This is a genomic window from Nocardia sp. NPDC019219 (assembly GCF_040632645.1).
In the GTDB taxonomy this organism is placed as follows: domain Bacteria; phylum Actinomycetota; class Actinomycetes; order Mycobacteriales; family Mycobacteriaceae; genus Nocardia; species Nocardia sputorum.
The window spans coordinates 90526-103225 of the sequence record NZ_JBEYCG010000010.1 but is presented as its reverse complement, the minus strand read 5'-3'; the positions used below and the strand labels follow the sequence as shown (position 1 = coordinate 103225).

Below are 12700 nucleotides of genomic sequence, written 5' to 3'. Positions count from 1 at the left end.
GGCGCCTGGCCGCGACCATGCCGTGCCGGGCGTTCCCCCGTGGCCGGTGCGCGGCCCGGGCGTACCCGCCGTTATGTTGAGTGCCATGCGGATCGGATTGAGCATCAACTACTCGGGGGGCTTCAAAGAGGCGGCGGCCGAAGTCGCCGACCTCGAGCGGGCGGGCCTGGACATCGTGTTCGTGCCCGAGGCGTACTCGTTCGACGCGGTGAGCGCGCTCGGTTACCTGGCCGCCAAGACCACGCGCCTGCAGCTGGCCTCCGGCATCCTGCAGCTCTACACGCGCACCCCGAGCCTGACCGCCATGACCGCGGCGGGCCTGGACTTCGTCTCCGACGGACGCTATGTGCTCGGGCTGGGTGCGTCGGGTCCGCAGGTGATCGAGGGCTTCCACGGCGTGCCCTACGACGCGCCGATCGGCCGCACCCGGGAACTGGTGGAGATCTGCCGGAAGGTCTGGCGGCGTGAGCGCCTGGAATACCAGGGCAAGTACTACCAGATCCCGCTGCCCGCCGGGCAGGGCACCGGCCTGGGCAAGCCGCTCAAGCTGATCAACCACCCGGTGCGCGAGCGGATCCCGGTGTTGCTGGCCGCGCTCGGCCCGAAGAACGTGGAACTGGCCGCCGAGATCGCGGAGGGCTGGCAGCCGATCTTCTTCCTGCCCGAGAAGGCGAAGGACGTGTGGGCGGACTCGCTCACCGCCGGGCTCGCCAAGCGTGACCCCGCCCTCGGCGACCTGGACGTGTACGCGGGCCCGGCCCTGGCCATCGGAGACCACGTCGAACCGCTGCTGGAGTTCGTGAAGCCGCACCTGGCGTTGTACATCGGCGGCATGGGCGCCAAAGGCAAGAACTTCTACCACACCCTGGCCACGAAGTACGGCTACGGCGCCGAGGCCGATCGCATTCAGGAGCTGTACCTGGCGGGTGAGAAGGAGGCCGCGACGAAGGCGGTGCCGGACCAGCTCGTCCGGGACATCTCCCTGGTCGGCCCGGCCGGCTACGTCAAGGAGCGGATCGCGGCCTTCCGGGAGGCGGGCGTCACCGTGCTGAACGTGGTGCCGATGGCGGCGACCGCCGCCGAGCGCGTCAAGCTGATCGAACAGCTGCGCGAACTGGTGTGAGAAAAGGCGCTGCCGCCGTCGACGGGTGCGACGGCGGCAGCGGCACGGGTCATCTCTGGCGCAGCGCCGCCAGCGCGGCGTCCAGCGTCGAATGCAGCGCGAACACCTGATCCAGGCTGGTCATCTTCAGCTGCCTGCTGGTTGCCGGGCCCTCGGCCACGACGGCGATCGCGGTGGTCGAGCCCGCGCGCTGGTGGGCCGCCACGAGCGTCGCCATGCCCGCCGAGGCGAGGAAGCTGACCGAGGTGAGGTCGATGATCAGCGCCGCGGGTTTGCCGCTGAGGATGGCATCGATCGCGTTCTCCAGCGCAGGGGCGGTCGCCAGATCGACCTCGCCGGCCACCGTCAGCACCGTCGCGCCGTCGTGCGCCGCGACCGTGGTGGTCATCGTGTCCGCGAGGGGATACGCGTCTCCGGAAGTATTGGTCACCCCACCACCCCACACAAATAGCAGAGAATCCGCAACCTCGTAGTGTTCACAGACTCGAACAATACCTCCGGGACGTGAACCGAGCGGAGGTCGCGCAGGGCGCCCGTGCCCTCCGTAGCCGGGGTTACGCCTGCCGACCGGCGGAAATCTGGTCCGGGTGGCTCGTGTCAGCAATCTGTTAGGAAACTTCTGTGGCAGGGTGTTCGGCTGTGCGGACAATCCTGATCACGGGGGCGACATCGGGTATCGGTCTCCAATCGGCTCGGCAGCTGGCGGCGCAGGGCAATCGGCTCGTCCTGGTCGGGCGGAATCCGCGGAAGCTCGCCGAGGCGGCGGAGCTGGTGCGGTGCGCGGGGGCGGCGGGCGTCGACGCCCTGGAGTGTGATTTCGCGTCGCAGGCGTCGGTCCGGCAGCTGGCGAAGCAGGTGCTGGCCGGGTACGACCGGTTGGACGTGCTGGCCAACAACGCGGGCGGCTACCACGAGACCCGGACGGAGACCGTGGACGGAATCGAGAGCACGTTCGCGGTCAACCATCTCGGTGGTTTCCTGCTCACCGAACTGCTGACGGATCTGATGGTGCGCAGCGCCCCGTCGCGCATCGTGTTCACCTCGTCGGTCATGCAGTTCGGCGCCACCATGGATCTCACCGATGTGGGCTTCCGGCAGGGATATTCGGGAGAGAAGGCGTACAGCCGCTCCAAACTGGCGAATGTCCTCTACGCCCGGGCGCTGGCACGGCGTCTGGCAGGAACTGGAGTAACGGTCAACGCCTTCCATCCAGGCGCCGTGGCGACCGGGATCTGGGACTCCATGCCGTGGTTCGGTCAACCCTTCGTAGCGCTCGCCAAGCGGCTGTTCATGATCTCCGCCGCGGAGGGCGGCCGGGCGCTGACCTACCTGGCCACGGATCCCGAAGTCGCCACGGTCAGCGGCTGCTACTTCCAGAAGAACCGCGTCAAGACACCGTCGCGTCTGGCGCAGGACGACGCACTCGGACAGCAGCTGTGTGAGGTCAGCGCGAGCCTGGTCGGGCTGACGGGGTAGGGCGCACGCACGACCCGCGACCACGTAGTCGCGGCGCACCACACGACCATCGTCGCCGTCTGAAGCGGAAAGCAGGGGACCATGCTTCGTACTCGTTTCGAGTCGATCGGCGCGTACACGCCGACGACCGTCCGCTCCACCGAAGATCTGATCGCCGCGCTGTCCGTGCCGAGGACGCTGGATCTGGAGCGCATCACCGGTATCCGGAATCGGCGGGTGTACGACTCGGATCCGGATCGGTACGAATCATCGTTCGAGCTGGCGTTGCGCGCGATCGAGGACTGTCTGCGGCATTCCGGCTACCGGGCCGACGAGCTGGACGTCGTCATCTCGGCCTCGATCACGCGCACCCGCGGCGCGGGAATCTTCTGTTACGCACCGTCTTTCGCGCTCATGCTGGGCAATGCGATCGGCACGAAGGCGGCACGGCACTTCGACGTCTCGAACGCCTGCGCCGGGATGATCACCGGCGTGCTGGTGCTCGACCGCATGATCAAGGCCGGTGCCGTGCGCAACGGCATGGTGGTGAGCGGGGAGCAGATCACGCCGATCGCCGAGACAGCGCTGCGCGAGATCAGCGAGCCCTACGATCCGCAGTTCGCGGCGCTGACGGTGGGGGACGCGGCAGTCGCGGTCGTGCTCGACGACCGCGGCGACGACAACGACGAACTGCACTACGTCGAGCTGATGACCTCGGCCGACGGCGCCGAGCACTGCCTCGGCATGCCCAGCGACCGCACCGGCGGGATCGCGATGTACACCGACAACCGAGCCATGCAGAACGAAGCCCGCTACCGGCAGGGCATCAACCGCATGGCCGACTTCCTCGCCGAGACCGGGCGCACCTGGGAGAGCGAGAAATACGACTACTGGATCCACCACCAATTCAGCGCGCCCGCCATCGAATACATCTCGGACCTGACCGAACGGCATTTCGGCACGCCGATGCCGCAAGCGCTCAACGTCCTGCGCGACTACGGCAATACCGCCTCGACCTCCCACTTCCTGGTCCTGCACGAGCATCTCGCCCAACAGAAGATCCCGCGCGGATCGAAGATCCTCATGATCCCGGCGGCGTCCGGCATCGTCTCGGGGTATTTGGCCGCGACCATCTCGCGTCTGGAGGCATGAGCATGGCGACGACGATCGTCGCGGCCGCGGCGAACCGCGACCTCGACACCGGCAGCTATCTCGAACTGGCCACGCGGGCGGCGCGGACCTGCGTCGAGCGCGCGGAGGTCGGCCTCGACGAGATCGGGATGCTGGTCAACGCGGGCGTCTTCCGGGACAGCAACATCTCCGAGCCGGCGGTGGCCGCGCTCCTGCAGAAGCGGATCGGGCTCGGGCTGTCCTACGCGCCCGGGCGCACCCCGGTCTTCTCCTTCGATCTGATGCACGGCGCCTCCGGTCTGCTGCACGCCATCGCGACCGCCGACGCTGTCCTCGCCACCGGCATGGTGAAGTACGCGTTGCTCGTCGCGGGCGACACCCACCCGTCGACCGAGCGCGACGTCGCCGATTTCCCGTACAGCGCCAGTGGCGCCGCCCTGTTGCTCGCGACCGCGCCCGCAGGTGGATTCGGGCGGCTGCACACCCGCGACACCACCGGCCCGGCCGATCCGATCGCCTGGGTTGCGCTGGACGAAGCAGGGGCCGATGGACGCAACGCCATGTGCGTCCGCACCGGGGCGGAGGACCGGGTGGATGCGGCGGCCGCGGTAGTGCGTGCCTGCTTGGCCGAGGAGGGGCTGGACGGCGGTCACTTCGCGGCGGGGCAGGCTCTGCTGCTTGCGCCGGACGCGGCAGCCGGATTCCGCGTCCGTTTGGCGGGCGCGCTGTCCCTCCCGGAGTGGTCGGTCGTGGGTTTCGACGCCTCCGTGGGAGATCCGTACACCGCGGGTCCGGTGCACGCCTACCTGCACGCACTGGATGGGGGCTTCGATCCCGATACCACCATGGTCTTCCTGACCGTGGACGAGGCTTCGGCAGCATGTATCGCCTACAAACCGCGGCCTGCGCCGCGCAAGGAATGCCTGGCCGCGGATACCGGGACAGCGGCGAGTTCCGGCGCCGAGCCGGATGCGCTCGTCCGACGGTAGCGGGCTCACGACTCCTCGAGGTGCGGCAGCGGTGCGATCGTCGCACCGGCCGACAGCAGTCGCTGTGCCAGCGCGCGACTGCGTGGCCCGAGTTCCGGAGGTTCGAGTATCTCGAAGGCGTGCCCCAGCAGCGCCATGTGCATGAGCACGAAGTCGAGGCTGTCGGCGGCGCCGCTGAGGACCTCGCATCGGTCGCCGCCGCGCGGCCGTACGACGGCGGCCGAGGCCGGGATCTGCGCGCGCACCGTGTCGGCGGAGGCGTGCACCAGAAAGCGGGCCCGGTTCGGATAGACCCGGCTCGCCACACCCTCCTGCACGTACGCCGCCGCCTCGGGCGCCGCGCGCGGGCGGAAGCGCCACGTCCGTGCCGACACGTCGGTCATCCGGTCGACGCGGAAGCTGCGCCAATCGTCGCGATCGAGGTCGAAGGCCAGCAGATACCAGCGCCGGTCGGAGGCGACCAGACGGTACGGCTCGACCCGCCGTGGTCGCACCGTGCTCCCGGCGGGGTAGCCGAAACCGGCCTCGACCTCGTCGCGGCAGGCTCGGGCCAGCGTCATGAGGACATCGGGATCGACCGGCGTGCGTCCTGCGCCGAAGGACTCCACCGAGCCGGAGAGGGCGTGTACTTCGTGCCGCAATCGGGTGGGCAGTACCCGGTCCAGCTTGGCCAGCGCCCGGAGTGCGGCGTCGCCTGCGCCCGCGACCGCGCCACCCGCGCCCACCAGCAGCGAGACCGCGGTGACGATCGCCTCCTCGTCGTCGAGCAGCAGGGGCGGCAGGTCCTGCCCGGGGCCGAGGCGGTAGCCGCCGCCGACGCCTTGGCAGGCGTGCACCGGGTAACCGAGCGCGCGCAGGCGCTCGACATCGCGGCGTACCGTGCGCGCGGTGACCCCGAGCCGTTCGGCGAGTTCCGGACCGGTCCAGACCTGGCGCTGCTGGAGCAGCCCGAGCAGGGTGAGCACCCGTTCCGTGGTGCCCCGCTCCTCGCCGCTCGCCGCGCTCATGTCGCCAGCCTGCCAGAAATAGCGGACCGATTCTGTCCGCTGGGTGTGCCAGGGTGACGGGCATGGACACAGACCAGCTCGACTGGAACAGGACGCTGCGCGAGCAGTGGGAGGCGCACTGGAACCATCAGCTGCGCGACCGGCTCCGCGGCCTCACCGACGACGAGTACTTCTGGGAGCCGGTGCCGGACACCTGGAGCGTGCGGCCGCGCGGCAGCTCGACGGCGCAGATGCAGGCCGGTTCGGGGGACTTCACGATCGATTACGCGTTCCCTACGCCGGTGCCCGCGCCGTTCACCACGATCGCCTGGCGGCTCGGTCACGTCATCGTCGGCGTACTGGCCGCGCGCAACGCGGCCCACTTCGGCGCGCCCGCCGCGTCGTACGAGACCTGGGAATACGCCGGTGATGCGGCCACCGCGCTGGACCAGCTCGACGGGCAGCTCGACGCCTGGCTGGCCGGAGTGCGCGGTCTCGGCGAGGACGGACTCCGCGTCCCGATCGGACCGAAGGAGCCCTTTCCCGAGGCGCCGATGGCCGATCTGGTGCTGCACATCCACCGTGAGCTGATCCACCACCTGTCCGAGGTGTGTCTGCTGCGCGATCTCTACCTGCACACCAGGCGGCAGCGGTAGACCCCTTTCCGGGCTACTCGGATCGCAGGGGTTTCGCTCGGTTCAGCGGTGCGCTGCCCGAGGGACGCTGCTCTGGGATGCCACGATGCGCACGAGATCGCCCAGTGCGATCTCCACGTCGGTCAGGTGCAGGCCCCATGTGGCGTCCGGGACGGGATACAGCTGCGGACTGCCCGGTTCCGGAGTCGCCATCAGTGCCGTCGCGCCGCCGTCGCGCACGCATTGGAGCCGGTACTGCTCGGCGGGGATCAGCCACGGCGTCGGCGCGGCGACGGCGGACGGCCCTCGGCGCAGCGCCACTTCGACGCCGAGTGGGCTGGGCACCGGTCCGGTGCGGAGTACGGTCGCCGCGGCGCGGGCTTCGTTGCGGCTCAGCGAGGCCGGATTGGTGCAGGCGATCTCGTAGTCCGGACCGTACGGCCGTGGCAGCGGCTCCGGGGTCGCCGGATTGCGGCCGAACCGGCTGTCGGGCGGCGGGGTCGCGCCGAAAGTCTGCCACGCGAGCACGCACCGCGTCTGCACCTCGCTGCGGCACAGCGGCAGATACCGGAAGTCGCCGCCGACGTCAGCGTCTCGGGGCACCACCACATTGCCGCCGAGCAGAATCGCCGACAGGATCCGGTCGCGCACCGCCTGCTGCGGTTCGATCTCCTCCCGGATCAATTGGCGCAGCATGCGCGCACCCTGCGAATGCCCGATCAGCACGACCGGCCTTCCGCTCTCGCGCTCCGCGAGGAACTGACGCCACGCCTGCAGCACGTCCCCGTAGGCGATCCGCGCCATCTCCGCGCGCTGCTCGGGGGTGTAGACCCGCTCGGCCGCCAGCGCGGTCAGGGTCCGCTGCCGATACACCGGCGCGAAGACCTGACACACCTGCGAGAATCGGGCGGCCTGTTGTTCCGCGACGGCCCGCACTTCCGGCGTCACCGCGGTGCCGGAGTTGGGTGTCGGCTCCAAGGACGCCGTCGGATAGACATAGAAGCAGTCCACGCCGGAATCCGTGGCGACAGCGGGATCTTCGCGGACATCGGGTTGCCCGGCCCGCCGCACGGTCGTCGCCGAGCTCCCTCGGCACGGATCATCGGTTCGATCCGGCCGGCACAACCAGACGACACCGGCGTCGTCGAGCGGGTCCGCCGCCGCGCTCACCGACGAGCCCGCCGACAGCCCGATTCCACACACGACGGCCGCAATCGTCCGTGCCCACCGACTTTTTCGCATCGCGCCTACCTCACTGCTTCCGCACCCGGCCACCGGTGCCGAACCGGGAACGCTCGTCCGGGCGCCTGGGTTGGCGTCAGCCTAGCGGCCGTCGCACGGACCGGGACCGCGATCGTGCGTGTGCCTCACGTCCGGCGGCGAGCGGCACCGGTCAGCCCTGCACGAGTCGGGCGAGGCGGTCCCACGCCGGAGAGGAAACACCGGGCAAAGACTGCGCCGCCAATCGAGCCATGGCGGGGTTGGCGACCGGATCGGTCTCGGATCGGTTGTGCCGGTTCGCGAACCAGCCGCGCGTGCGGTCGGCGAGGGCGGGAAGACGAGGATCGTCGGGTGACCAGTCGTAGGCGGCGTCGTGGTCGAGATAAAGGGCGCGGAATTCGGGGTCGGCGAGGAATTCGCGTTTCTCGGTCAGCCACTTGGCCGCGTCCTCCGGTGCGGCGGTCCGCATGAGAATCCAGCCGTCTCGTTCGAGGCGTATCTGACGCTCGCTGACGCCGAGTGCCCGCAGATCGTCGAGATGGTCGGCGGCTTCCGCGGAGACGAAGAGCCGGTCGCCGCCGCGCAGCTGGGCGAGTTGGTCGCGGGTTCGCCGCAGCCGCGCGATACGGCCCTCGAGGTCGCGGTCTATCTCGGCGACGACCGCGGTGCGCGCCTCCGGATCAGCGTCGAGGACGTCCTTGATGCGGGCCAGCGGTACGCCCGCGTCCGCGAGGACCCGTATCTTGACGAGATCGATGGCGTCGCCGGCGGTATAGCGCCGATAGCCGGACGAGTCGCGGTCGGGCTCGGCGAGCAGACCGCGCTCGTGGTAGTGGCGGATGGCTTTGATGGTCACTCCGGCGTATTCCGCCAGCCGGCCGATCGTGATCATGCCGGACATCCTTTCACTCGGGGTTTCTTACCGGGACCCGTCGGGCCAGGCGGCCACCCCCGTTGCGGAAACGCGCTCGGCCGTCACGGATGTCGTGGTAGGAGACGAGCAGCAGCCGCAGGTATCCGTCGAACGTCTCCAACGGGTATCCGGCGGGCGCGAAGAGCCCGGGCCGGATCGGCACGTAGCGCTGCGGCGGTGCGGCGGTCGCGCCGCCCGCGAACTCGGTGAAGATGCGCTCCTGCGCCGCGTCCGCCGGTTCGTAGGTCACCCGCTCCTCGAGCAGGCCGTCGATGACGCCGACGTCGATACGCAGCTGATCCGAACGGTAGGTGCCCACATAAGGGGTGAGATCGATATCTTGCGCGGTTTCGGTGACCAGGGCGGGGATCCGGACGCCGAGGTGCTCGCTCAGCAGCCATCGCAGGATCTCGTCGTGCAGCATGATCGCGCCCGGGGTGTTGCCGAACGCGGTGAACGCCAGGTCGTGTTCGGGCACGACGCACAGGATGGACACGCCGCCGGGCGACGCGCCCGACATCGCGAGGACGGTCGTGTCGCCGAACGGGTAGCGCACCCAGCCCAGGCCCATCGGCGGGACGTTCGGTGTGGCCATGTCGTGGGCGATCTGCCGCATCGACGCGGTCGACTCGGGCGAGAGGACGCGCGTGCCGGAAGGGGACACCCCGCCCGCGAGGTGGGTGCGTCCGAAAGCGAGCAAGTCGGTGACGGTGCCGATCGGCGTGCCGCCGGCGGGCCCCCAGGTGTCGGGCAGCATGAACATGCCCGTCGGCTTCATCGTCATGTCCGCGGCCGGGAAGTGGCCGATCGCGGTGCTGCGCAGGATGGCCTGCCGGGCAGACGTACTGGAATTCGTCATACCGACAGGCGCGTAGATGTCGCGCGCGAGCAGATCGGGGAAGGACAGGCCGGTCACCACTTCCAGCAGGCGCCCCGCGACGATCATGCCGCCGTTGGAGTAGCTGAGTTGCTCCCCGGGTTCGAACAGGATGCCGCAATTGCTCGCGAGGCCGTCGACATAGGTCTTCAGCGCGTCTCGTCCCCCGGCGTCGGGGAAGAACAAGTCGGCGTCGATACCGTTGGTGTGCGAGAGCAGGTGCCGGACCAGGATTCTGTCCGCCGCGCCCGGCTCGGTCAGGGCGAACTCGGGAAGGTACCGCACCACCGGCGCGTCGAGGTCGAGGCCTCCGCGCTCGACCTGCTGGAGGACCAGCGTGGTGGTCAACACCTTGGTCACCGAGCCGAACAGGAACCCGGTGTCGTCGAGCATCGGTGCGCCGGTGGCGGCATTGGCGGTGCCGTGGGCGACCACGATCTGCTCGCCGCCGTGGTAGACCCCGGCGACGAAGCCGGGGACACCATTCGACGCGCAGTGGGCGACGACCTGCTCGCGAATCCGGGCTTCGAGGGTGCGCAGTGCCTTGTTGTTCATGCCGACCACCGTCCAACCTTCACCCAGGGGCAAGGTCAAGGCCGCGAGCGGAATTCGGTCCGATCGACCTGCGGCGGCCGTGCTGTGGGCACTAAACCAGCCACGGCGACCGACCGGGACTCACTGGATCTATGAGAATCGCCGTCAACATGATGATGTGAACGCATCGCCGATATGGGTCGATGTCCTGCTCATATCTAACTGATCATGGTGCATTCGGCTGGAAGTCTTCCATTCTCACGAGAATAGTGACTAACATATCGCTCGGATCCCCTCGGCTGACCCGTGCGGCTGGACACCTGCCCGCCGGCGCGGGTGCCGGTCGATACGCGGCGCGTGGATCGAAGCGAAAGGATGCATCGACGCATGCTCAAGAGACTCGACCGAATACTCGGTTATGAGATGAAGGTCTCCGAGTTCCTCGGCACCCTCATCATCATCGGCGTTCCCTACGGGCTGGCCGGGGTGGTCTGGACGCTCACGCACACCAGCCATCTGCGCGACATGCACGGCATCGATCTGGTGATCTCGTTCCTGGGATCGATCGTGTGCTGGCCGGTGCTCACCTTCTCGAACGTGTGCATGACCTGATGATGGCTTTGGTATGGCTCATCGACGTTCTCGTGATCGTGGTCAAGATCCTCGGTGGGCAGATGAAGGTGAATCCCGTGCTTCGCGCCGGGTTGTGGGTGGCAGTGCTGAGCCTGTTCCTGGCCGGCTGCGCAGTGCTCGTCGCGCTCGGGCTGTTGCTGCAACGGTGGCTGGAAGCTCTCGCCTAACCGTCTCGCGATGCGTTCATGAATGTTGGAATAGTGAGTTACATACTGACTTTGTGAGCTTGATCGTCAAGTGGTGTCGACCTGATCGACGACTCATATGAGCACTTCGAGACGGGTGTCGCCCTAAGCTCGGCGAGCTCGAGGCGAAGTTCGCCGCTTCGATGACCAAAGAAATTGTCAATCACTTGTCTCTTGTATGACGTCTGTGAGGTGTGCAACACTGCACACGCTCCGCGCCATCGAAGGGGCGGCCGCTGGCGCGGCGGACGAGAAATCGAAAGGAACGGCCACCAGTGACTGCCTCGCTGCGAACGCCGGCCGACAAGCAACCGCCACCGGAACCGGGCGAAGTCGAGAAGATGATCGCCGGCGCTTCGGGGTTGTGGCGGCGCCACCCCCAGCGCTCACTGGAAACCCTCGGCCGGCAGGTCACTTTGGGCCGCGAAGCGATCGTCCAACTCTTCGTCTCACTGGTGCGCGGGCGCTTTCCCTACCAGGAGTTCATCAAGCAGTGCGCCTTCATGGCCAACGTGTCGGCGGCGCCGACCGTGTTCGTGGCCATTCCGATCGCCGTCGTGGTCTCCATTCAGGTCGGCGCTCTGGTGAACCAAGTGGGCGCGACGACATTCATCGGCGCCGTAGCGGGATTGGGCATCATCCGCCAAGGCGCGCCCTTGGTGTCGGCGTTGATGGTGGCCGGTGCGGTCGGGTCGGCGATCTGTGCCGATCTGGGATCGCGGACCATCCGGGAAGAGATCGACGCGATGATGGTGATGGGCGTCGATCCGGTGCGCCGCCTGGTCGCGCCCCGGCTCGCGGCGGCGGTGCTGGTGAGCGTCTTGCTCTGCGGCTTCGTCGTCTTCGTCGGATTCGCGACCGCGTACATGTTCAACGTGTACGCGCAATCCGGGACGCCGGGCTCGTTCATCAGCTCGTTCGCCTCCTTCGCAGTGGCGAACGACCTGATCATCGCCTTGGTCAAAGCCGCGATCTTCGGCGTGCTCACCGCGGTGATCGCCTGTGACATCGGCTTGCACGCGCACGGCGGCCCCGGCGGCGTGGCGAACGCGGTCAACTCGGCGGTGGTCAGCTCCGCGCTGATGTTGTTCGCCACCAACATCATCCTCACCCAGCTGTACAACACCTTGTTCCCGGCGAAGGTGGTGTGAGGATGGCGAGCACCTACACACCTCCGGCGCTGAAACCGCTGCGCAGTGTCGGAAAGACCGCGCTGGCGCCGGTGCACGCCAACCAGCGCCTCGGGCATCAGGCCATCACGTTCTTCCAGGCTCTCGGCGCCATCCCGTTCGTGCTCCGGCACTATCGCCGTGAGGTGGCGCGGCTGACGGCCGACATCGGCTGGGGCAACGGCTCACTCATCGTCGGTGGCGGCACGATCGGCGTCGTCGTCATCTTGTGCGCGTTCGGCGGCATCATCGTCGGGATGGAGTCGTTCACGGCGCTGAACCTCCTCACGATGTCCCCGCTCACCGGCGCGATCTCCGGATTCGCCACCACCAGGGAACTCGCGCCGATCCTGGCGACCTTGGCCTTCGCGATCCAGGCCGGCTGCCGGTTCACCGCTCAATTGGGCGCGATGCGGATCTCCGAGGAGATCGACGCGCTGGAGTCCATCGCCATCCGCCCGCTTCCGTACCTGATCAGCACGCGCATGATCGCCTCGACCCTGACCATCATCCCGCTGTACAGCATCGGTCTCGCCACCGCCTATCTGACCACCAAGATCACGGTGCTGTTCCTGGGCGGAACGGCGGCCGGCACCTACGACCACTACTTCTTCCAGTTCCTGATCGGCACGGATGTCTTTTTCTCCCTGCTCAAAGTCGTGGTGTTCGTGATGCTCTCGACGTTCATCCAGTGCTACTACGGCTATGTCGCCACCGGTGGCCCGGAAGGCGTCGGGGTCGCGGCCGGGCGTGCCATCAAGATGGTGATCGTCGTGATGGTCTTCGCGAATCTCTTTCTGACCTTGACCATCTGGGGCATCGATCCCGGATTCCGGATTTCGGGGTAGG

General features: G+C 68.1%; 14 protein-coding genes. 9 read left to right on the top strand and 5 right to left on the bottom strand.

Features of this window, described 5'->3' with window-relative positions; all coding sequences use genetic code 11:
* Nucleotides 1-85: 85 nt before the first annotated feature.
* A complete protein-coding gene (locus tag ABZ552_RS19720) occupies nucleotides 86-1123 on the top strand; it encodes an LLM class F420-dependent oxidoreductase (protein WP_281879278.1) in 1038 nt (345 codons plus the stop codon).
* 49 nt (nucleotides 1124-1172) lie between these two features.
* Here the strand turns inward: ABZ552_RS19720 and ABZ552_RS19715 are convergent, their stop codons facing one another.
* Nucleotides 1173-1511: an STAS domain-containing protein gene (locus ABZ552_RS19715; RefSeq protein WP_063017971.1), complete on the bottom strand. Its 339-nt coding sequence runs from the start codon at nucleotides 1509-1511 to the stop codon at nucleotides 1173-1175.
* A 251-nt stretch (nucleotides 1512-1762) separates the two neighbouring features.
* Between ABZ552_RS19715 and ABZ552_RS19710 the strand changes: the two genes are divergently transcribed.
* The 3 genes from ABZ552_RS19710 (at nucleotide 1763) to ABZ552_RS19700 (ending at nucleotide 4698) form a co-directional block, all read left to right on the top strand.
* Nucleotides 1763-2599, top strand: a complete 837-nt coding sequence (locus tag ABZ552_RS19710; protein WP_357438866.1) for an SDR family oxidoreductase — start codon at nucleotides 1763-1765, stop codon at nucleotides 2597-2599.
* Nucleotides 2600-2680: 81 nt separating this feature from the next.
* Nucleotides 2681-3730 carry a 3-oxoacyl-[acyl-carrier-protein] synthase III C-terminal domain-containing protein gene (locus ABZ552_RS19705; RefSeq protein ID WP_281879282.1) on the top strand — a complete coding sequence of 350 codons (1050 nt, stop codon included), beginning with the start codon at nucleotides 2681-2683 and terminating at the stop codon, nucleotides 3728-3730.
* Between the two features lie 2 nt (nucleotides 3731-3732).
* A complete protein-coding gene (locus tag ABZ552_RS19700; protein WP_357438862.1) occupies nucleotides 3733-4698 on the top strand; it encodes a hypothetical protein in 966 nt (321 codons plus the stop codon).
* 5 nt (nucleotides 4699-4703) lie between these two features.
* On the opposite strand, the gene ABZ552_RS19695 is transcribed toward ABZ552_RS19700, so the two are convergent.
* Nucleotides 4704-5705 carry a WYL domain-containing protein gene (locus tag ABZ552_RS19695; RefSeq protein ID WP_357438860.1) on the bottom strand — a complete coding sequence of 334 codons (1002 nt, stop codon included), beginning with the start codon at nucleotides 5703-5705 and terminating at the stop codon, nucleotides 4704-4706.
* 62 nt (nucleotides 5706-5767) lie between these two features.
* On the opposite strand from ABZ552_RS19695, the gene ABZ552_RS19690 reads away from it, so the two are divergent.
* A complete protein-coding gene (locus tag ABZ552_RS19690; RefSeq protein WP_357438857.1) occupies nucleotides 5768-6340 on the top strand; it encodes a DinB family protein in 573 nt (190 codons plus the stop codon).
* 42 nt (nucleotides 6341-6382) lie between these two features.
* Here the strand turns inward: ABZ552_RS19690 and ABZ552_RS19685 are convergent, their stop codons facing one another.
* From ABZ552_RS19685 to ABZ552_RS19675, 3 genes are all read right to left on the bottom strand, one after another.
* A complete protein-coding gene (locus ABZ552_RS19685) occupies nucleotides 6383-7522 on the bottom strand; it encodes a DUF3089 domain-containing protein (RefSeq protein ID WP_357438854.1) in 1140 nt (379 codons plus the stop codon).
* Between the two features lie 190 nt (nucleotides 7523-7712).
* The gene (locus tag ABZ552_RS19680; protein ID WP_357438851.1) at nucleotides 7713-8432 is read right to left on the bottom strand and encodes a MerR family transcriptional regulator; all 720 of its coding nucleotides are present in this window, start codon (nucleotides 8430-8432) and stop codon (nucleotides 7713-7715) included.
* 13 nt (nucleotides 8433-8445) lie between these two features.
* Nucleotides 8446-9924 (bottom strand): serine hydrolase domain-containing protein, encoded by a 1479-nt coding sequence (locus tag ABZ552_RS19675; RefSeq protein ID WP_357438848.1) that lies wholly within the window; start codon nucleotides 9922-9924, stop codon nucleotides 8446-8448.
* A gap of 327 nt (nucleotides 9925-10251) precedes the next feature.
* Between ABZ552_RS19675 and ABZ552_RS19670 the strand changes: the two genes are divergently transcribed.
* The 4 genes from ABZ552_RS19670 (at nucleotide 10252) to ABZ552_RS19655 (ending at nucleotide 12699) form a co-directional block, all read left to right on the top strand.
* Entirely contained in the window at nucleotides 10252-10476 is a 225-nt protein-coding gene (locus ABZ552_RS19670; RefSeq protein WP_063017990.1) for a hypothetical protein, read from the top strand.
* Nucleotides 10476-10664 carry a hypothetical protein gene (locus ABZ552_RS19665; RefSeq protein ID WP_357438845.1) on the top strand — a complete coding sequence of 63 codons (189 nt, stop codon included), beginning with the start codon at nucleotides 10476-10478 and terminating at the stop codon, nucleotides 10662-10664. Before ABZ552_RS19670 ends, ABZ552_RS19665 begins: the two co-directional genes overlap by 1 nt.
* 359 nt (nucleotides 10665-11023) lie before the next feature.
* Nucleotides 11024-11833: an ABC transporter permease gene (locus ABZ552_RS19660; protein WP_281880907.1), complete on the top strand. Its 810-nt coding sequence runs from the start codon at nucleotides 11024-11026 to the stop codon at nucleotides 11831-11833.
* A gap of 2 nt (nucleotides 11834-11835) precedes the next feature.
* Nucleotides 11836-12699: an ABC transporter permease gene (locus ABZ552_RS19655; RefSeq protein WP_281879295.1), complete on the top strand. Its 864-nt coding sequence runs from the start codon at nucleotides 11836-11838 to the stop codon at nucleotides 12697-12699.
* Nucleotide 12700: the final 1 nt, after the last annotated feature.